This is a genomic window from Burkholderia sola (assembly GCF_905400185.1).
Lineage (GTDB): Bacteria > Pseudomonadota > Gammaproteobacteria > Burkholderiales > Burkholderiaceae > Burkholderia > Burkholderia sola.
In genome coordinates this window covers 2,783,289-2,802,210 of sequence record NZ_FR989676.1, presented here as the reverse complement: position 1 = coordinate 2,802,210, position 18,922 = coordinate 2,783,289, and the positions used below count along the sequence as shown (strand labels likewise).

The 18,922-nt window shown below is 68.1% G+C and carries 18 protein-coding genes; 6 read left to right on the top strand and 12 right to left on the bottom strand.

Going from position 1 to position 18,922, the window contains the following annotated elements:
* Positions 1-10 precede the first annotated feature (10 nt).
* Positions 11-490, top strand: a complete 480-nt coding sequence (gene pilM, locus KR541_RS28940; protein WP_050011165.1) for a type IV pilus biogenesis protein PilM — start codon at positions 11-13, stop codon at positions 488-490.
* The gene (pilV, locus tag KR541_RS28935) at positions 483-2,186 is read left to right on the top strand and encodes a shufflon system plasmid conjugative transfer pilus tip adhesin PilV (protein WP_216089963.1); all 1,704 of its coding nucleotides are present in this window, start codon (positions 483-485) and stop codon (positions 2,184-2,186) included. Before pilM ends, pilV begins: the two co-directional genes overlap by 8 nt.
* Before the next feature lie 106 nt (positions 2,187-2,292).
* Here the strand turns inward: pilV and KR541_RS28930 are convergent, their stop codons facing one another.
* Complete coding sequence (locus KR541_RS28930) at positions 2,293-3,399, bottom strand: type IV pilus twitching motility protein PilT (RefSeq protein ID WP_425542635.1); 1,107 nt, start codon at positions 3,397-3,399, stop codon at positions 2,293-2,295.
* A 103-nt stretch (positions 3,400-3,502) separates the two neighbouring features.
* On the opposite strand from KR541_RS28930, the gene sctC reads away from it, so the two are divergent.
* The 4 genes from sctC to KR541_RS28910 all read left to right on the top strand — a co-directional run bounded on the left by sctC (position 3,503) and on the right by KR541_RS28910 (position 8,798).
* Positions 3,503-5,266: a type III secretion system outer membrane ring subunit SctC gene (gene sctC / locus KR541_RS28925; RefSeq protein ID WP_124554039.1), complete on the top strand. Its 1,764-nt coding sequence runs from the start codon at positions 3,503-3,505 to the stop codon at positions 5,264-5,266.
* Positions 5,267-5,306: 40 nt separating this feature from the next.
* Positions 5,307-6,515 carry a sensor histidine kinase gene (locus KR541_RS28920; protein WP_080334123.1) on the top strand — a complete coding sequence of 403 codons (1,209 nt, stop codon included), beginning with the start codon at positions 5,307-5,309 and terminating at the stop codon, positions 6,513-6,515.
* A gap of 88 nt (positions 6,516-6,603) precedes the next feature.
* Entirely contained in the window at positions 6,604-7,374 is a 771-nt protein-coding gene (locus KR541_RS28915) for a response regulator transcription factor (RefSeq protein ID WP_050011163.1), read from the top strand.
* A complete protein-coding gene (locus tag KR541_RS28910; RefSeq protein WP_216089961.1) occupies positions 7,371-8,798 on the top strand; it encodes a secretin N-terminal domain-containing protein in 1,428 nt (475 codons plus the stop codon). Before KR541_RS28915 ends, KR541_RS28910 begins: the two co-directional genes overlap by 4 nt.
* A 133-nt stretch (positions 8,799-8,931) precedes the next feature.
* On the opposite strand, the gene KR541_RS28905 is transcribed toward KR541_RS28910, so the two are convergent.
* The 11 genes from KR541_RS28905 to sctU form a co-directional block, all read right to left on the bottom strand.
* The gene (locus tag KR541_RS28905) at positions 8,932-9,387 is read right to left on the bottom strand and encodes a type III secretion system chaperone family protein (RefSeq protein WP_089489224.1); all 456 of its coding nucleotides are present in this window, start codon (positions 9,385-9,387) and stop codon (positions 8,932-8,934) included.
* A gap of 123 nt (positions 9,388-9,510) precedes the next feature.
* Positions 9,511-9,720 (bottom strand): hypothetical protein, encoded by a 210-nt coding sequence (locus KR541_RS28900; protein WP_006765597.1) that lies wholly within the window; start codon positions 9,718-9,720, stop codon positions 9,511-9,513.
* A 173-nt stretch (positions 9,721-9,893) separates the two neighbouring features.
* Positions 9,894-10,154: a hypothetical protein gene (locus KR541_RS28895; protein ID WP_011660757.1), complete on the bottom strand. Its 261-nt coding sequence runs from the start codon at positions 10,152-10,154 to the stop codon at positions 9,894-9,896.
* A gap of 23 nt (positions 10,155-10,177) precedes the next feature.
* Positions 10,178-11,215 carry an HrpD5 family protein gene (gene hrpD5, locus KR541_RS28890; RefSeq protein WP_216089960.1) on the bottom strand — a complete coding sequence of 346 codons (1,038 nt, stop codon included), beginning with the start codon at positions 11,213-11,215 and terminating at the stop codon, positions 10,178-10,180.
* A gap of 114 nt (positions 11,216-11,329) precedes the next feature.
* Positions 11,330-12,523, bottom strand: a complete 1,194-nt coding sequence (locus tag KR541_RS28885) for a hypothetical protein (RefSeq protein WP_050011160.1) — start codon at positions 12,521-12,523, stop codon at positions 11,330-11,332.
* Positions 12,520-12,783, bottom strand: coding sequence for a type III secretion system export apparatus subunit SctS (gene sctS / locus KR541_RS28880; RefSeq protein ID WP_050011159.1), 264 nt, complete (start codon positions 12,781-12,783; stop codon positions 12,520-12,522). The genes KR541_RS28885 and sctS overlap by 4 nt, the downstream gene beginning before the upstream one ends.
* Before the next feature lie 10 nt (positions 12,784-12,793).
* Positions 12,794-13,450, bottom strand: coding sequence for a type III secretion system export apparatus subunit SctR (gene sctR, locus KR541_RS28875; RefSeq protein ID WP_006750699.1), 657 nt, complete (start codon positions 13,448-13,450; stop codon positions 12,794-12,796).
* Positions 13,437-14,561, bottom strand: coding sequence for a type III secretion system cytoplasmic ring protein SctQ (gene sctQ / locus KR541_RS28870; RefSeq protein ID WP_050011158.1), 1,125 nt, complete (start codon positions 14,559-14,561; stop codon positions 13,437-13,439). The genes sctR and sctQ overlap by 14 nt, the downstream gene beginning before the upstream one ends.
* Before the next feature lie 7 nt (positions 14,562-14,568).
* A complete protein-coding gene (gene sctP, locus KR541_RS28865) occupies positions 14,569-15,573 on the bottom strand; it encodes a type III secretion system protein SctP (RefSeq protein ID WP_252996690.1) in 1,005 nt (334 codons plus the stop codon).
* On the bottom strand, positions 15,536-17,512 hold the full coding sequence (locus tag KR541_RS28860) for an FHIPEP family type III secretion protein (protein WP_050011156.1): 1,977 nt from the start codon (positions 17,510-17,512) through the stop codon (positions 15,536-15,538). Before KR541_RS28860 ends, sctP begins: the two co-directional genes overlap by 38 nt.
* Before the next feature lie 5 nt (positions 17,513-17,517).
* Positions 17,518-18,576, bottom strand: a complete 1,059-nt coding sequence (sctU, locus tag KR541_RS28855; RefSeq protein WP_050011155.1) for a type III secretion system export apparatus subunit SctU — start codon at positions 18,574-18,576, stop codon at positions 17,518-17,520.
* Positions 18,577-18,922 lie beyond the last annotated feature (346 nt).

Here is an 18,922-nt window from a genome sequence, read left to right as displayed (position 1 = left end):
GCCGCCCGCCATGTTCCTGATCTGGATCGTCGCCGCCTTCGCGATGCTGACCGGTGCCTACGCGCTGCTCGGCGCCGAGGCGGCGCCGGCACCGCTCGCGCCGTCGGCGATGGCGCTCGCGGCGAACATGAGCGCCTACCGGCAGGCCGTGGTGGCGTTCGCGCGCGCCAACCCGTCGTTCGCCGGCAGCGTGCCGGCGGCCAGCCTCGCGCCCTCCCTCGGGGCGACCGTTCCCGATCCGATGTGGCGGAACTACGTCCAGCCCAATGCCGGCTATGCGGGCAGCCTGGTCGTGGTCTATGCGGCATCCGCGTCGGCCGCGGCGGCGGTCGACGGCATCGAGCAGATTGCGCAGGGCTCGGCGCTGGCCGGCGTGGCGCTCGGCGCCAACCTCGTGTCTCCGGGCAACCCGGCGGTGCCGCTGCCGGCCGCACTGGCGAACGCGATCCCGAACGGCATGCCGGTATGGATGGCGCAAGCGTATGACTGAGCGCACCCGCACCCGCACCCTTGCCCGCACCGGCATGCGGCGCCGCGGCCCCCGCGCGCGGCCGGCTCGCCGCATGTCCGGCTTCACGATGGTGGAGATGCTGGCCGTGCTTGCGCTCGCCGCATTGATGATGGCGGGCCTCGTCACGCTCACGAACTCGTCGCTCGACGATACGCGCGCGCAGCAGGCCGCGCTTTATCAATCGCAGCTGACGGCGGCCGCCACGCGGCTCATTCGGCAAAACTACACGGCGCTCGCGGCCCAGGCCACGACCACCTCGCCGGTGATCGCGAAAATGACCGGCTCGACGTATCAGCTGTCGACCTACCTTCCGAATGCGTTGGGCGGCACGAACCCCTATGGTCAGGCGCCGTGCCTGCTCGTCTACGCGGCGCCGGGCGGCGCGAACCCGGTGGCGTTGCAGGCGCTGCTCGTCACGGAGGGCGGCCGGACCATTCCCGATCCCGAACTCGGCTACATCGCGGCGAACGCCGGCCCGGGCGGCGGTTCGATCCAGGCGACGAACAATGCGAACGGCGCGGCCACCGGCGCCTTCGGCACCTGGAAAATCGATACGCCGAACCCGGCGAATACATCGTGCACAGGCAAGAAAACGGGCACGGGCCATCTCGCGAGCCTCATTTTCTACGACGGCACGCAGGCGCAGAACGTCGACTATCTGTACCGCGTGGCCGTGCCGGGCAATCCGCAGGCGAACACGATGCAAGTGCCGATCGTGCTCGCGCGGCAGATCGACTATGCCGCCTGCACGCAGCCCGGCGCCATCGCGGCCGACGCGTCGGGCAACGTCCTGAATTGCGACGGCACGCAGAACCTCTGGGTGCCGCAGGCGGCCTATCACTGGCGCGAGCCGGTGGCCGACGAAGCGGCGCTCGCGGGCGTGGCCGCGCATCAGGGCGACGTGCGGCTCACCACCGCGACGAATCGGGCCTATGCGTACAACGGCGCCACATGGCAGGCGCTGGCGGTGGACGAAGCGGGCAATCTCGCACTCGGCAACGCGCACAACGTCGGCGACCCATGCCCGCCCGCGCCGCAGAATTCGGCCATCGCCCCCGCGTCGGCGAGCACGACGCTCGTCTCCACCGATGCGAACGGACGCGTGCTGTCGTGCCGCGGCGGCAGGTGGCAAACGCAAAGCGAAATCGAGCCGGCGTCGTCGCTCACGGGCTGTCAGCTCGTGATGGCCAACCCGAACGGCGCGGGCGATTACTCGGCCTGCACGGGCCAGCCGGCGACGAACTTCCAGTCGGGCGCCTATTCGTACAACGGCAGCAACGGTACGTACTCGTATACGTTCAGGACGACCGTCAACCTCACCAAGCCGGGGATCATCGTCGCGTCCACCTGGGCGCACCTGAACGACGGCATGTGCAACGGCCCCACCGGCAACCGGGGGCAGCTCTCGCAGAGCATCGACATCACCGACGGCGGCAACCACAACCTCGGGCATACGGAGAGCCAGACGCCGACGCTTCAGGACGATTCGGGCGGGATCAACAACGCGCTGTCCCAGGCGGGCACGCCCGGCACCTACACGATCATCGTGACGACGAACTGGGCGACGTACGCCGGTATCACGACGCCGTGGATCAGCAGCTTTTGCGGGGAGTCCGGCCAGACGGTCTGGAACACGCCCGTCGCGGCGGGCTGGACGATCAACTCCTACTACTGAGCGCCCGACCGTGAGCCTGTCCATACCGCACACCTTCGCAGCACGGCCACGCACGGCGCGACCGGCGAAAGCGGCGCCATCGCGCCGGCACCGCCTTCGCGCGGGCTCAGTGCGGCGCGAGCGTCTGCAGCATTTCGTGCAGCTCGAGCCGGTTGTAGGTCGCGCGCAGCACGTCGCGTGGCAGGCATTGCTGCTTCGATACGAGGCTGAAGAGGTGATCGTTGAGCATGCGCGACATGTTGTCTTCCTTGCGCTTCATGAACTCGGCAAGGTACGGCAGCTTGCCCGGATCGGTCAGCAGGCCGCTGATCTGCTGATTGTTGTTGAAGAGCAGTTCGCTCGCGAGCACGAAGTTCTCGCCATCCTCGGTCGGCACGAGGCATTGGCAGATCACGCCGATGAGACAGTTCGCGAGCGCGGCCGCATAGCGCTCGCGCTGCTCGGCCGGAAAGAACGACAGCAGCCGCGTGAGCGTGCCGATCGCGCTGCCCGTGTGCATCGTCGCGAGCACGAGGTGGCCCGATTCGCCGCCCTGCAGCGCCGTCTCCGCGGTCTCGGGGTCGCGCACCTCGCCGACCATGATGACGTCGGGTTTCTGCCGCAGCGCCTCGCGCAGGCCGGCCGAGAAGCTCGGCGTGTCGGTGGGCACTTGCCGCTGCGAGACGATCGACGTGCGGCCCTCGAGTTCGTATTCGATCGGCTCCTCGATCGTGACGATGTGGCTGTTGCGCGTGCGGTTGATGTGCTCGAGCAGCGACGCGATCGTCGTCGTCTTTCCCGAGCCGGTCGGGCCCGTCACGAGGATCAGCCCCTTCGCGCTGTCGATCATCGAGCGCACGTAGGCGGGCAGGCCCAGCTTGTCGAGCGCGAGCGGCTGCAGCGGCAGGCGCCGGATCGAAATGACGAGCTTGCGGCCGCCATTGGTGCGGTAGATGTTGCAGCGAAGGCGGCAGCGCGTGAGCACGAACGGGCGATCGATCGCGCCGTGCTGAAGCTGCGCCTCCCAGTCCGGTTCGATCGACGCCAGCGTGGGCAGCATTTCGTCGTGGAGCACGGGCTCCTCGCCGACGGCGAGCCACCCGCGCGGCGCCTTGATCATGATCGGCCGGTCCTGCTCGATATGGATGTCGGTGAAAGTCTGCCGCAGGTCGATCAATTCGAGAATCTCGCGCGTCAGGTCGCGACGTTCGTGACTCGGAGCGTTCATCGTCAATGCCCTTCCTATGAAAGATAGTCGGAACTTACATGAAAACTTTGTCGATGTGTCGGAGAAGCACCGCGTGGCGGTGCGTACGCTTCATCGCGGGCGGCGTGTCATGAACTGGGCTCGCCGACTGGGCACCGTGGCCCTCGCCGCCGCGCTCGCATTCGGGGCGACCGCCCCCGTCGCCGAGGCGGCGGCCGTGCGCTGGAAGTCGTCGAGCGTCGACTACGAAGCGCAGGGCAAGGACATCAAGGACGTGCTGCGCGACTTCGGCGCGAGCCAGGGCGTCCCCACGCGCATCGCCGCCGACGTGAGCGGCACCGTGAGCGGCAAGTTCCATCTGCCGCCGCGGCGTTTTCTCGATACGCTCGCGGCGTCGTTCGGCTTCGTGTGGTACTACGACGGCGAAGTACTCGACATCACGACGGCCGCCGAACTGCAGAGCACGCTCGTGAAGCTCGATTCGGCCGATACGGGCGCGCTGCGCGATGCGCTCGACCGCCTGCGCATCGCCGACGAGCGCTTTCCGATCGTCTACGACAGCGCGCAGGGCACGGCGCTCGTGAGCGGGCCGCCTCGCTACGTGCAGATGGTGACGAACGTGGCCTCGCGGCTCGACAACAACGCGGCGCATCGAAGCGGCACGCAGGTACGCGTCTTTCCGCTCTATCATGCGTGGGCGCACGACCGCACGGTGCCCATCGACGGCCAGCAGGTCACGCTGCAGGGCGTGGTGGCCGTGCTCAACGGCATCTACCACCCGGGCGCGGCCAAGGCCGCCGACAAACGCGGCGAGGGCGGCCGCGCGGCGAGCGGCGTGAAGCGCACCACGCCGATCAACGACGTGAACGGCAATGCGTACAACGGCCCGTACGTACCGCCGCCGGTGCCGTCGGGCGCGGCCGGCAAGGGCATGTTCGCCGGGCTCACCGGGCAGCCGTCGCCGGCCGTGGCGGCGGCGGTGGGCGAGCCGCCGCCGCCGCAGAACACGAGCACGGCGCCGGCGAGCGACGATCAACTGCCCGTCATCGTCGCGGACCAGCGCACGAACTCCGTCGTGATTCGCGATACGGCCGACCGGATGGATCAGTACGGCAAACTGATCGATCGCCTCGACGTCAAACCGCAACTGATCGAGATCGAGGCGCACATCATCGAGATCGACGACGACGCGCTGCATCAGCTTGGCGTCGACTGGACCGCGCACAACAGCCACGTCGACGTGCAGACCGGTACCGGCACGCTCGCACAGAGCACCTACAACGGCACGCTCTCCCAGAACTTCGGCCAGACGGCGCTGGCGGGCAACATGCTCGCGGCGGCGACGCCCGTGGGCGCATCGGTGGCCGCCGTGCTCGGCGACGCCGGCCGCTATCTGATGGCGCGCATCTCGGCACTGCAGCAGACGAAGGCCGCCAAGATCGACGCGAGCCCGAAGGTCGTCACGCTCAACAACATCGAGGCCGTGATGGACAACCAGACGCAGTTTTTCGTGCCGGTGTCGGGATACACGTCGGGCGATCTCTACAGCGTGTCGACCGGCATCTCGCTGCGTGTGCTGCCGATGGTCGTGGAGGAGGACGGGCGCACGCGCATCAAGCTCGACGTGGCGATTCAGGACGGCCAGCTCACCGATCAGACGGTCAGCAACCTGCCGGTGATCCAGAACAGCACGATCAACACGCAGGCGTTCATCGAGGAGGGGCAGGCGCTGCTCATCGCCGGCTATCGCGCGGACAGCGCGACGATGGGCGTGACCGGGGTGCCCGGGCTCTCGAAGATTCCGTTGATCGGCGCGCTCTTCAGGACCGACAACCGCCAGAAGAGCCACATGGAGCGGCTCTTCCTGCTGTCGCCGCGCGTCATCTCGCCGTGATGCACCGCAACCGCCCGCCCCGGGTAATGCAGGAGGCCATGTGAACGAATCCCGTACTCAGCCGCATTCGCTGCCCGACGTGCAGCCCGGGAAGCAGTCCGAGCCGCGGGCCGCCCAATCGGGCTTGCCCGCCGACGCATGCGGCGAGGGCGCCGCCGATCGCCGCCTGTCCGACGACGACGCGCGCCGCCTGCGAGGCACGCTGCGCGGGCTGCCGTGCGGGGTGATCGTGCTCGATCGCGCGGGCGCGGTCGTCCACGCGAACGCGCGCGCGCTCGAGATGCTGGCGATGACGCTGCCCGCGGGCGTCGATTTCAGCGTGGCGCTGAGCGAGCGCTTCGAGATGACGGATGTGCCGCGGTTGCGCGATCTCGAAGCGGGCCGCGAGGTACGCGTGGACGATTCGACCTTCTGGATTCAGGCGGGCCCCGCCGGTGCGTGCGCCGGTGCGGGGGCGGGCGAATCCGTCATCGCCGTGACGGACGTGACGCCGTTCGCTCGCTCGCTCGACGAGCGAGCGATGTCGCTGCGCTTTTTGCTGCACGATCTGCGCTCGCCGCTCAATTCGATCAGCGCGCTCACGCAGCTCGATGCGAGCGACCCCGACGCGTTCGAGCGCTGCGGCGGCATGCAGCAGATCACCGCGCTCGCGCAGTACGTGCTCTCGCTCGGCGAGCAGTTCATCTTCTCGTCGGTGACCGAGCATTTGCAGGCGCGCGACTTCAAACGGTTCGATCTGCGCGCGACGCTGCGCCAGATCATCTCGCAGCTGGAGGTCACCGCCGTCTATTGCGGCGTCGCGCTACACTTGTGGCTGCCCGACAGCGCGCCGCTCTGGGTGAGCGGCATGCGCAACTTCGTGGCGCGCGCGGTCCAGAACGTCATCGACAATGCCGTTCGCGCGTCGCCGCGCGGCGAGGCGGTGACGGTGTCGATCCGGCAGGCCGACGGTTTCGCCGAGGTGGTCGTCGACGATCGCGCGGGCGGGCTGCCGGGTCTCGTCGCGGGAGATCGGCTGACCGACTTCGAGAAGCTCGGCAAGCGGACGGCAACGGGCTTCGGTCTCGGGCTCAAGCTCGCCGTGCAGATCGTCGGCATGCACGGCGGCGCGCTTTACGCCGAGCTCAACGGACAGGGCGGTACCGTGTTCGTGCTGCGTCTGCCGTGCCTGAATCCCGTCGCCGCGAAGCCGCACGCGACGTCGCTCGTCGATGCCGACCGCGCGTTGCGCGCGGCGCGCGGCGAGTGAGGCGCCAGCGCGCGGCCCGTATTCGTTTGACACGCGTTGCGCGGACCGGCCGCCGGCTCCCGCGCGGCCGTCAGAACCAAGGGGTCTCATGAAATCGCTTGCAGGCAAACCCGTACGCATTCTGTTCGTCGAGGACGACGTCGCGCACCACGCGCTCATTCATTCCTGGCTCAAGAGCGAGGGCTACCACATCGACGCTTTTCACAGCGGGCTCGACGCGCAGCAATTTCTGTCGGAGCAGTGGGCCGATCTCGCGATTCTCGACTGGGATCTGCCGGGCGTTTCCGGCGACAAGCTGCTGCAAAAGATCCGCAGCCGCTCGCAATCGATCATGCCCGTGATTTTTCAGACCGTGCACTCGGCGGAGTCCGACATCGTGCGCATACTCGATGCGGGTGCCGACGACTATCTCGTGAAGCCCTACGACAGGCAGGTGCTGCTCGCGCGCATGCGCGCGCTGCTGCGGCGCTTCGCGCCGATGAACGTGCAGGGCCGCAAGATGTTCGTCGACGACGAATGCGCGCTCGATCAGCAGGCGCGCTCGCTCGTGGTGGCGGGCGTGGCGCACAAGCTCGGCACCAAGGAGTTCGACATTCTCTGGCATCTCGCCCGGCACACGGGCGCCGTCGTGCTGAGGCAGGATCTGATGAGCGTGGTCTGGGGCTGGGATGCGGCCGTGCAAAGCCGCTCCGTCGACATGTACGTGAGCCGCCTGCGTGCGAGCCTGAAGGCGGCCGGCGTCGGCTGGACCGTGCAATCGGTCTATGCGACCGGTTACCGCCTGACCCTCAAGCCGGATATGGATCAGTCGGGCGCCGGTGCGTCGGGCGCCGGTGCGTCGCCGGAAGGCGCCGCATGAGCGCGGCACGCACGCGAGCGCTCGCGCGCGGCGCCGTCGCTGCCTTCGTCTGCGCGGCCACCGTGCATGCGCAGGCGGCGAGCATGGCGTGGGCCGGCGGCCCCGGCGCCCGCTTCGTCTACGTGACGAATGGCGCGGGCCTCGCGGAGGTCCTGAATGCGTTCGCGGCGGGGCAGCACGTTGCGCTGCGCATCGACGGTCAGGTGGAGGGCGTCGTGAGCGGCCGTTTCGCGATGCCTCCGCAGCGCTTTCTCGACGTCATGAGCCGTTCGTACGGATTCGTCTGGTACTACGACGGTGCGGTCCTGCATGTGTCGCCCGCGAACGAGCAGGCGCATATCGCCATCCGGCCTCACTTCCTTTCGGCGAATGCGCTGCGTACGTCGCTCGAGCAGGCAGGTCTTGCCGATACGCACTTCCCGTTGGCGGTGGATGCCGTCGCGCAAACGGTGAACGTGCGCGGGCCGGCGACCTACGTGGAGCGTATTCGTGCCGCGGCCGAGCGCTTCGAGCGCGACGCGCGGGAGCGCGTGCGCTTGTCCGTGCGGGTGTTTCGCCTGAGTGCCGCGAATGCCGCCGACGAAACGCGCGTGGTCGATGGCCGCACGCTCGTCGTGCCCGGTGTGGCCACGCTCTTGCGGCGCCGTTTCGAGCGCCCGGCCGTGGCGAACGGGACCGCCATTGCCGATGCACCGCGGATCGTCGAGTTCGATGCGGCGTTGCCGGCGATCGAAGCGGATGCGACGACGAATTCCATCCTGATACGCGATCGGGCCGAGCGTATCGACGCCGACGGCGCGCTCGTCGCCAGCCTGGACGTGCGTGCGCAGCTCGTATCGGTCCAGACGTGGGTGGTGGATGTCGATGGCGACGCGCTCGACGCGTTGCGGCCCGCGTTGCCGCCGGCCATGGCCGACGGGGCAGCCGCCGAGCAGGCGACGGCGGACGCGCGCGCGCACCGCGATGCCGGTATCGCGCCCGACGGCGGCCGCGCGCTGCTCGCGCAGCTCAAGGCATTGGCCAGCCGTGGCCGCGCTGAAATCGAGGTGTCGCAAACGGCGCTCACGCACGACCGCTCGCCGGCCGTCATCGACCGCCACGAGGCACGTCTCGCACGCCGCGATGAGGATGACCTGCCCGATGACGGCGCCCGCGATCTCTGGCTCTCGATTGCACCGACGGTCGAAGGCGCCGCGTCGATGCCGCGTATCGGCTTGCGCGTGGAACTGGGGCGTCGCCGTGATGCGCGCCGCTATCGGGCCGTCGACGAAAGCCTGGCGCCGGGCGAGTGCCTCGTCATCGAGGGGCCGGCGCGGCACAGGGGCGATGTCGAGCGTCGCGCGGACGATACCGGTTCCGGCAGTGCGGGAGAGGGCGGCACGCGTCGCCGCCTCGTCTTGCTGATACCGCGCGTGGCGGCATAGCGCCGAGCGGGCGAGCGCCCGCGATCGCGTGAGCGTGAAGCGACGTGCCGTGTACGAACGGTTGCGATGGCCGGCCAGGCATCGATGCCCGCGGATGCGCCCCTTGCCTGCGGTGCGCCCGCGCTCGCCGGGCTTACGCCCGCAGCCACATGAAATTGCCCGACGCAATGCCCTCGAACATTTCGTCGGGCGATTCGAGGATGTTGTTTTGCCAGTAGCGGCCGTGTTCGGCGTAGTGCGAGAAGAGATCGGCGAGATAATCGCCGGTGATCGTCGGGCCCATCGGCAGATGGACGAGCAGCACGACGTTGCCCGTATCGGATTCGAGGCACAGTTGCGCCTGGTCCTGCGCGTAGACGAGCAGGTTGGCCTCGAGCATGAGCCGGAAAACGACGAGCGACCGGCCGGGCGTGACGGCGCCGTAATGAAAGCTGACATAGACCGAATCGGGGTCGGCCTCGTGGTGGTCGAGATGGACGTCGAACCCTTCGATCTCGAGCGTTTGCGTGTCGACGACATACTCGGCGTCGGGCAGCCCGACCACCGCGCAAACCTCGTGAATCAACTCGACGAAACGTTCCCTGCTCATGGGCGGCAATCTCCGGCGAAAATAGGGCGGCCCGGTTGCAAAAAAGCGGGGGCACGGAGCCGGAAAGCCGGGCTTTCCGCTTTCGTGCCCCTCGCGCCAACGGACCGCGGCAACGCGAGTCGCTTACTGGCCCTTCGCGGCGTCGGCGATGTTCTTCGCGCCGTTGTTGCCGACGGAGGCGAGCGCCGACGTTTCCTGCTGCTGCATGTTGATCTGCATGGCGGCCATCGTCATGGCGTTGTTCTGGTTGGCCATGGCCTGCATCTGGCCGACCATGTCGGCGTTTTGCGAACCGGCTTGCGAGACGCCCGAGCTTCCGATCGATGAAGACATGATGTATTCCCCTTATCAAGAAAGTGATGAAAAAAGCACTGCTGTGGGTTGACGCCTGATGCTTCGGTAAAAGGCCCGTGGCCGTGGTGGCCGCCGGTCCGGACCGGCTGACGCGCAGCCGGATGCTGCAACTGCAAACTGTCTAACCTTCTTCCGTATCGCCGCGGATGCCGTCAAAGCGCCGCGCCACGCGCGCTGTGGCGCTCCTGCAGCGTGAGCACGATGCGGCGCGCCGCGATCATCCCGCGATAGAGCTTTTGCAGATCGAGCCGCTCGCGCTCGTCGGCCGCGGACTGCGTGGCCGTACTGATCCGGCGCGCGGTTTCGTCGAAGGCCGCCGCGATGCGCGCGACCCGCTGCGCGCCGTCGGGCGCCGAGAGCGTGGCATCGAGCGCGTTCAGATCCTGCGCGATGGGAAGCAATGCGTCGTACATGTCGGTTCCTTTGGTGGTCGAGGTCAATTGTTTGCTTCGTCCCTGCTGCTCGCGAACAGATGCTTCGTGCCGTCGGGCGTCTCGATGTAGCGCAGCCCGCCCGTGGCGATCACCGACGTGTACTCGACATCGGGCGTGAGCGCCTGCGCCTCCTTGACGTCGACGTCGACGCGCTTGACGTTGTCGCCGAGGTCGGCCCTGATACCTGCTATCAGCGTGCGGAAGGTCGTCATCGACTGCACGCTGCCGCTCACGCGGAAGATGCCGTGGCCTTGGTAACTCACTGCCGCGCCCGTGCCGGCGAGCGATTGCTGGATGTTGTCCACATCTTGCTGCGCGACGTCGTATTCGCGCCGCACCTTGCCGCGCGCGAGACTGTCCATGATCCGCTGCGCCTTCGCGCTTTCGTCGCTGCTCGTCACGATGCCGCGCACCGCCACACTGTCCTTGCGTGCCATTGCCTGCAGATCGCCGAGGCCTTCGCGGTGCAGGGCCTCCTGCAACTGCCGTGCGATCGCGTCGGCGTCGAACTTCACGCTCGCCGCTTCGCTCGACTGCGTGCCCGCGAACATCACGCCGGCCACGGCGATGCCGCCGATCGCAGCGGTGCAGGCGAGCGCCAGCACGGCCGTGCGCCAGCGCACCTGGGGCGACGCGGTCGGCGCGCGGCCGGCGCCGGGTTCGTCCGCATGGGCCGGGTCCCGATCCGGCGCGCCGCTATCCGCGTCAGCCGCCGTCGCGGTGTCGGCAGGCGGCTCGGCTGTCTTCCAGAGGCCCGCCAGCAAATCGAGATCGCGCGGCCAGGCTTCGCCATCGGGGCCCACGCAAAACACGACATCGCCGAACGGCACGGCCACGAAGTCCGCCACGAGCACCTCGTCGCCGTTCGCCGAGCGGATCCGCGCCACACCGTCCTCGCCCACGCCAAGCTCGATGTCCTCGACCGTCCAGTCGCTGATGCAGACATCCGCGTGCTCGGCGGCGCCGATCCGGTAGGTGCCGCTCGTGAGCCGGACCTGGGCTCCGGCGTGGGTGCCGGTCAGTACTCGAAGCGCTTTCATGATCGTGGTATCCGTGTATCCGACGTGGGTCATGCGGTTGCTCTTGCGGGTCGCCGCTCCGGCGTGTCGCTGCTTCGCGCATCGGGCCGCCGGGCCTTGACCGTCAAAATCAGTTTAGGGTTTTGCCGTTGGCGCGGCCGGCGCCATGCGAACTTCGAACGTCTTATCCGAAGCGCCGGCCGTTGCCTTGGCCGCCCCTTGCCGCGCGGCGCCGGTTTGACCGCCGATCGCGCCGCCCGTCGCGCCGCCCGTGACGGCGGCACCGGCTGGCGCCTTGCCGGCCGGCAGCGCGGCTTGCGTGTCGAGAATGCATTGCTTCACTGCCGCGATCGATTGATCGTCGTACGAGTATTCGATGCCCGCGCGCTGGCGCGCGAGCGTGTTGTCGAGCGATACGCCGAGCAGCCCGGCCACTGCGGCGGCCTTGCCCGGGGTCGCGGCGCTTTGCATCAGCGCCGCATGGCGGTGCGCGTGAAGCCGGGCAGCATTGCGCCGGAGCGCCATCGGCGAGCGCATGGCGAGCAGCATCGGCACCGCCAGCAAGGGCCCCAGTTCGACCTGCGCGGCAAGCCGCAGCACCTCCTTCGCGCAGGCCGCCGCGAGTTCGGCCGGCAAGTCCGGTGCACCGAGCTTTTGCGTCGCGAGCAGTTGCATCGTCGCCGCGAGCGGCTGGCTGCGCGCGGCGGCCTTGGCCCGGCCCGCCTTGCCGATCGCGAACTTGCGCGGTGTGTCGCGGCCTTCGCCGGACTGACGGCCGTCGCGCCGAGGCTGTCCGTCGCGCGGCGAACGCTGCTGCGGCTGCCCCTGTTCTTCGCCCTGTTGATTCGAGCCGCGATCGTGCCCATGGCCATTGCGATGCTGTTGCCCCTCGCCGTGTTGCTGATCGCGCTCGCGCTTTTGCTGCTGACCCTGCTCGTGCTTGCGTTCGCGCTCGTGCGGGTGTTCGTGCTCGTGCCTGGGCTCGAGCGCGTGCGGGTCGTCCGGCCGTTCGTGAGCCGATGCCTCTTTGCCCTGCGCCTTCGCCGAGCCCCCTGGCCGCGGCCGTTGGCCGAGCTGGCGCATCAGCTTTTGCGCGGAAGGGGGCGGCGGCTTGTGCATGCCTTCGGCAAAACGCTTGCCGCGGTAGAAAGCGGCGGCGAGCATCTTGTTGTGCTGCAGGCGCGCGCGCTGCATCTTCGTGTGCTGCACCTTCACGCCCGTGAAGCCGCGCGCCTGGGTCATCTGCCCCGTGTGCTCGGCGCCGGCCTGCGCCTGCTGCGCGAGATCGGCGGCGTGGTGGCCGTGGTTGTTGCGGATCGGCGCATTCACGACGGCACCGCGAGCGTGACGATCTGATTGGCGAAGCGCAGGATCGCGGCGGCGCCCCAGGCGCCGATCATCAGCACGGTGGCCACGACGGCCACCAGCTTCACCGCGTACGAGATGCTTTGGTCCTGCATCGACGTGATGGCCTGCACGAACGAAATCGCGAGGCCGGAGAGCGCGGCGACGACCACCACCGGCATCGAGACGGACAGGCAGAGCAGCAGGCCCTGCGAAGTGATGCGAACGAGCGTATCGGTTTCCATGGTGTGCGCCTCAGCGATAGGTCATGACAAGACCGTGAATCAATGTGGACCAGCCGCTCATGACGACGAACAAGAGCAGCTTGAACGGAATCGCGACGTTCGTCGGCTGGACCTGGTTCAGGCCCATCGCCATCAGCACGTTGGCGATGACGAGATCGACGACGATGAACGCGATGTACAGCAGAAAGCCGATCTTGAAGGCGTCGGCCATCTCGGTCAGCGTGAAGGCCGGGGCGAGGACGATGAGGTCGTCCTCGCGGATCTTCGCCGCCATGTCCTTCGGCCAGACCACGGTTGCCGAGCGCACGAAGAACCGCTTTTCGCGTTCGTGCGCGTGCTTCTTCAGAAAGGCGCGAAACGGCTCCTTTGCCGCATCGAAGGCATCGAGCACGACGAGCGACGTGTCGCTGCCGGGGGTGCGGTGCATCGTCTGCATGGTTTGCATGGCCTGCATGCCGATCGGCGCCATCACGTAAGCGGAGACGAGGACCGCGATGCCGTTGAGCACCATGTTCGGCGGCACCTGCTGCACGCCGAGCGCGTTGCGCAACAGCCCGAGCACGACCACGATCTTCGCGTACGAGGTCGCGACCATCGCGACGAACGGGATCAGGCTGATCGCGACGACGGTGATCAGCAGCCCGGTGAGATCGCTAAACTGAACCATGGCCGCGCGACAGCTGAACGAGACGCACGCCGAGATGATCGCCGACGCTCACGAGTTCGCCGAAGCCGATCGTCTGCCCGTAGGTGACGAGCCGCACGCGCGCATCGGGCAGCGCGGTCGGAAGCTCGAGCACGTAGCCCGCGCGCAGCGCCGAGAGCTGGGCGACCGGCATCGAAACCGTGTCGATCTCGAGCTTCAGCGGCAGGTCCAGCTGGCTGATTTCGACGGGCGTGTCGATCGAATCGGAAAGCGGCGCGTTGAACTGCGTCTCATGGCTCATGGTGGGGTCCTCGTTCAAGGTCATCAGATGGTGGGTGACGTCTGCCACGGCGCGCAGTTGCCGCGTCCCGTAGCGGCCCCAGACGACGTGCATCGGGGCGGACGAGCGCTCGCTCGCGAAGAGCGCGCGGGTGGCTTCGGGTACGGCACGCAAGATGACGTCGCCCGCGCGCAGCGAATCGAGCGTCGTCACGTTCATCGTTTTCTCGCCGATCTGCAGCCGGCCCGGTACGGCGATCTCGCTGACGTGGGTGGCGAACGGCGTGCATTGCCGGGCCACGAGCGTTTCGAGTGCGTCGAGCCAGCCGCTGTCGACGTGCTCGACAACCGCATCGAAGCGGGTATCGCCCACGCGCAGCGAGAGCGCGCAGCAAGGCGCGCTCAACGGCTGACGCGCGGCAGGTTCGAGCGAGACGACTTCCACGCCGTCGAAGCCGAGCGTTTGCAGCGCGCGCCGCAGCGGATCAAGCAGGATCGCGCACACGGCATGGCGCAAGCGCGCGTTGACGGGCTCGTCCGACGCGACGATGCTCGCGAGCCCCGTGTGCTGTCCGACGTCGATGCGCACCGCGGCCGTCTCCATGCCCCAGCGCAAGCGCACGACGGCGGCGCGCTCCGGCTCCACGAAATCGTGCGTACCGACGCTGAAGGCCGAGACGCCGAGCGCGTGAGCGAGCAGTGCGCTCAGGCGCTCGTCGACGGCGAGCCGATGCTGGCGCGCGGTGGCGGCCGCAAGCGCGGGCAGCCGCGCGGGATCGAGCAAGACGGCCACCGCCGGCGCTTGCGCGGCCGCCGCAACGTGGTCTGTCAGTAGCGTTCGTGTGGTGTCCATATTCGTTTTACGTGACGATGATCTCGACGCTGCGCGCGCCGTCGAAGCGGCTTTGCATCACTGCCTCGAGGCTGGTGCGCAACGTCGCCGCATGCTGTGAGATTAGTTCGCGCGAGCGTGCGTCCGTGGTGTCGAAGCGAAGCGTCAATTGGAAATGCGAAAGCGCGAGGTTCAACGTGCAGCCTGGCAGCAGCGCCGGATCGATGGGAATCGTGATCTGCCAGTCGCCGCTTGCGAACACGATCGGATTGGCGCAGAAGTCCGACACTTCGGCGACGATCGAATCGACGAACCGGTTCATGTCCTGGCCCGTGCGCGCCGGTGCCCGCACGGCGACCACGGCGTGCGGGCCGGCTGCTTCGGAGCGCTGCGGCTCGCGCGTGGCTTGAACGCGCGGCGTGGCCGGCGCAGCCGTCGATGGCCGGGCGTTGGGCGGCCTCCGCGGTGAAAGTGGCGCCGCGCCGTGCACCGGCATCGGCGTCGGCGTGGGCATCGTCGAATATGCCGGTACATGCATGGGCGCATGCATGGCCGACTGCACCGGCAGGTGCATCGTCGAATGCACAGGCGGATGAATCGTCGCAGGCACCGGAGCCGGCACCGGCACCGGCGCTGCCGATCGAGCGTGCGCGGGAGCGTGATCGCGTTCGTCGCCGGAGCCAGCCTGGGCGTCGTCGTCGCGCTCGCCGCTGCCGGCATCGTCGCGATGGTCGTCCGCGGCGAACCCGGGGACCGGGTAGAACGGTTCGGCTTGCTCGCCGAATGGAGGCTCGGCCGGTGCGGCGCATGGCGGCTCGTCGCCGGGCGTTTCCGATGCGCCGGCGCGCGCGCCTTCGCGCAGGCGCTGAAAAAGCGCGGCCTGGCGGCTCAACTGCGCGACCGGCATCTCGGGTGCGGGGTCGGTGTGCGCGGCCGGCGCTGCGATGACGCGGGCGCGATGAGGGAGGCAGGTGTGCATGGCGCGGCTCGCTCGATCACATCGCCAGGCGGCCGACGGGCTGGAGATCGACATGCGCGCCGAGCTCCTGGTACGAATACACGGGCAGCCACGGCAGCCGCGCCTCGATCATCCGCTTGATGTAGCGCCGGATGTCCATCGACGCGACGAGCGCCAGCGGCTGCCGCGGCGTATCGCCGACGATGTCGGCGATCTTGCCGACGAGCTGGGCGATTTCGTCGGGCGGCAGCGCGAGGAAGTTGCCCGTGGGCGTCTGTTTGATCGACTGCCGGATGTGCTGCTCGACCTGAATGTCGACGAGTACGACGGGCAAATCCCGCACGCCACCCGTCGCGCGATAGGCGATGAGCCGGCCGAGCTCCATGCGGATGTATTCCGTCAACATCAGCATGTCCTTCTCCTTCGGTCCCCAGACGATCAGGCTTTCGGTGATGCTGCGGATATTGCGCACGGGCACGTCTTCCTCCAGCAGCCGGCGCAGCACGTCCGCCATCTTCTGCAGCGGCAGCGCCTTTTGTACTTCCGCGACGAGGCCCGGGTAGTCCTCGTTGAGCTGATCGAGCATCCACTGTGCTTCCTGGATGCCGAGAAAGAGATGAGCATTGCGCCGCAGCAGGTCGATCGTGTGGCGTGCAATCAATGCTTCCGGGGTCGCCGCGGCGGCAGGCGCGTCCGCGGCGCCGCCGTCGGCCGCCGCGTGTACCGCGCGCGTTTCGGCGAGCGTGGTGCGCCCTTGCGGCACGTCGAAGATGAGCACTTCGTAACTGTCTTCGGGCAGCGTGCCGTCGGTCCACATCATGATGCCGGGGAACGGCAGGCCGACTCCCGATTGCAGCGCGTGGCGCTGGGCGTCGAACGCGCGGTCGAGCGCATCGGCCGCGAGACGCGCGCTGACGTCGGCGGCGAGGCGCACGCCGAGCGGGCAGGTGAACTGCGGCGGGCGTGGCAGGATCGACGGCGCGTCGCCCTTGGCGCCGGCGCGCTGCAGTGCGCCTACGGGCTTGCCGGCGCCTTTGGCCGGACCATCCTGCTTCTTCTGCAGACGGTAGCCGACGAAGCCGAGCAGCCCGGCGAGCAGCGCGAAGAGCGCCGCCGGAAAACCGGGCACGGCGGCGAAGCCGAGCAGCAGCAGCGCGGCGAAGTACAGCGCGCGCGAGCTGCTCGTGAACTGGCGCCTGATGTCTTCGCCGAGGGAGGAATTTCCATGGTCGCCGCCTTCGTCCACGCGCGTGATCATGACGCCCGCGGCCACCGAGATCAGCAGCGACGGAATCTGCGAGACCATGGCGTCGCCGATCGAGAGGACCGAGAAGCGGTTGGCCGCGTCGCCGGCCGACATGCCGTGATAGGCGACGCCCACGGCGATGCCCGCGACGATGTTGATCATCGTGATCATGAGGCCGGCGATCGCATCGCCTTTCACGAATTTCATCGCGCCGTCCATGCCGCCATGCAATTGGCTTTCGATGGCGAGCCTCGCGCGTTTCCTGCGGGCTTCGTCCGGCGTCAGGATGTTCGCGCGCAGGTCGGCGTCGATGCTCATCTGTTTGCCGGGCAGCGCATCGAGCGTGAAACGGGCCCCCACTTCGGCGACGCGCTCCGAGCCCTTGGCGATCACGATGAACTGCACGACGGAGATGATGACGAACACGACGAGGCCGACGACGAGATTGCCGCCGACGACGAGCTGGCCGAAGCTTTCGATGATTTCGCCGGCATCGGCGTGCAGCAGGATCGACTTCGTCGACGCGATATTCAGCGAGAGCCGGAACAGCGTCGTGAAGAGCAGCACGGACGGGAACGCCGACAGCGTGGCGATATGGCCCACATACATCGTCACCATGAGCAGCGTGATGCTGATCATGATGTTGATCGCGAGCAGCCCGTCGATGATGGCGGGGGGCAGCGGCAGGATCATTAGCGAGACGATCGCGATCAGCAGGACGGCGATGCCGGCCTCGCCGATGCCGGGCAGTTTCATGGTCTTGAACATGTCCACTACTCCGTGGTGGCGGTTTGAGGCGCGAGGCCGTCCACCCAGCGAAGAATCGCGGCGACGACTTCGAACAGTTCCTCGGGAATCGGCTGATTGAGCGGCACCTTGTGCAGCATGCGCGCGACGGGCGGGTTCGCGACGATGGGCACGCGCGCGTGCATCGCCTGCTGGCGCAGCCGCAGCGCCTGCTCGTCGAGGCCCTTGGCGAGGACGACGGGCAGCGGAAACTCCGCCGGGTCGTAGCGCAGCGCGACCGCGTAGTGAACCGGGTTGACCACGACGACGTTCGCGCGCGCGACGCCGCCTTTCGGACCTTCCTGCGATATCTCCCTGGCCATGCGCTTGCGCTCGCCCTTGAGTTCGGGGTTGCCTTCGCTCTCCTTGTGCTCGCGCTTCACCTCGTCTTTCGACATCCGGTTCTTGCGGATGAAGAGCCACTTCTGCAGCTTGTAGTCGAACGCGCCGATGACGACGAACACGCCGAGCGCGACCACGACCACATGCATGAGCACGGACCACAGCACGCCGATCAACTGCGGTAGCGACTGATCGAGCGCGCTCGCCACCACGGGCATCGCGCTTTTGATCGTCTGCCACATGACGGCGACGAGAATCGCGGCCTTGCCGACCATCTTCGCGAGGTCGATCGCCGAGTTCATCGAGAAGATGCGCTGAAAGCCGGACCCGGGGCTGACCGACGCAAGCTTCGGCATGACGGCTTTCAGCGAAATCTTGAGTCCCGTCTGGGGGGCGAGCGCGATGATGGCGGCGACGAGCGCAACGGCCGCGATCCCGCACAGCAGGCCGAGCGTCTGCAGGCCGATATGAACGAGGATGGTCCAGAGGTCCTGCAACTCGCGCTCGCCGTGGGTGAAATCGACCGCCTCCTTGACGATCGCGCGCAGCGTATCGGCCAGATAGTGCTGGCCCGCCGTCAGCACGAGCACGATCGAGCCGAGCGACGCGACTTCGACCAGGTCGGAACTCTTCGCGACCTGGCCTTCCTCGCGGACTTTGTCCAGCTTCTTGTCTGTGGGCTCTTCGGTTTTCTCGTCGCTCATGACCGCTGTCCTTCGCTTGTCGCAGGCGCGCACCCGGGATGGGGCTGCCCCGATGCAACGTTAGCGGCGCCGCGCTATCCGGCGCGACGGCGATGCGAAGCAAGGGCAGGGGCTGCGAAGCGAGGCGGCGCGACGGCGCGTCGCCCGGGCGCAGGCCACGTGAGCAAGGCGACCCGCGCGGCGGCGGGCACGCGCTAAGACGTCCGCGAAAAGCGGCACGGACCGCCGCCCGTCGCACGCGGCGCTTCGCAATTCGTTGTGCGACTTCGTGCGCGGCACGTGGCGCGCCGATCGTGTTGCGTAACTTAGCGTCAACGGAAGGCCACGCCTCATCGGGTGCGGCCCA

Coding starts and splice junctions, on each gene's coding strand:
- KR541_RS28915 (WP_050011163.1), top strand. CDS start 6,604: ATGAAATCGCTTGCAGGCAAACCCGTACGCATTCTGTTCGTCGAGGAC.
- pilV (WP_216089963.1), top strand. CDS start 483: ATGACTGAGCGCACCCGCACCCGCACCCTTGCCCGCACCGGCATGCGG.
- pilM (WP_050011165.1), top strand. CDS start 11: ATGTTCCTGATCTGGATCGTCGCCGCCTTCGCGATGCTGACCGGTGCC.
- hrpD5 (WP_216089960.1), bottom strand. CDS start 11,215: ATGAAAGCGCTTCGAGTACTGACCGGCACCCACGCCGGAGCCCAGGTC.
- sctQ (WP_050011158.1), bottom strand. CDS start 14,561: ATGGACACCACACGAACGCTACTGACAGACCACGTTGCGGCGGCCGCG.
- KR541_RS28910 (WP_216089961.1), top strand. CDS start 7,371: ATGAGCGCGGCACGCACGCGAGCGCTCGCGCGCGGCGCCGTCGCTGCC.
- sctU (WP_050011155.1), bottom strand. CDS start 18,576: ATGAGCGACGAGAAAACCGAAGAGCCCACAGACAAGAAGCTGGACAAA.
- KR541_RS28900 (WP_006765597.1), bottom strand. CDS start 9,720: ATGTCTTCATCGATCGGAAGCTCGGGCGTCTCGCAAGCCGGTTCGCAA.
- sctC (WP_124554039.1), top strand. CDS start 3,503: ATGAACTGGGCTCGCCGACTGGGCACCGTGGCCCTCGCCGCCGCGCTC.
- sctS (WP_050011159.1), bottom strand. CDS start 12,783: ATGGAAACCGATACGCTCGTTCGCATCACTTCGCAGGGCCTGCTGCTC.
- KR541_RS28905 (WP_089489224.1), bottom strand. CDS start 9,387: ATGAGCAGGGAACGTTTCGTCGAGTTGATTCACGAGGTTTGCGCGGTG.
- KR541_RS28860 (WP_050011156.1), bottom strand. CDS start 17,512: ATGTTCAAGACCATGAAACTGCCCGGCATCGGCGAGGCCGGCATCGCC.
- KR541_RS28895 (WP_011660757.1), bottom strand. CDS start 10,154: ATGTACGACGCATTGCTTCCCATCGCGCAGGATCTGAACGCGCTCGAT.
- sctR (WP_006750699.1), bottom strand. CDS start 13,450: ATGGTTCAGTTTAGCGATCTCACCGGGCTGCTGATCACCGTCGTCGCG.
- sctP (WP_252996690.1), bottom strand. CDS start 15,573: ATGTCGATCTCCAGCCCGTCGGCCGCCTGGCGATGTGATCGAGCGAGC.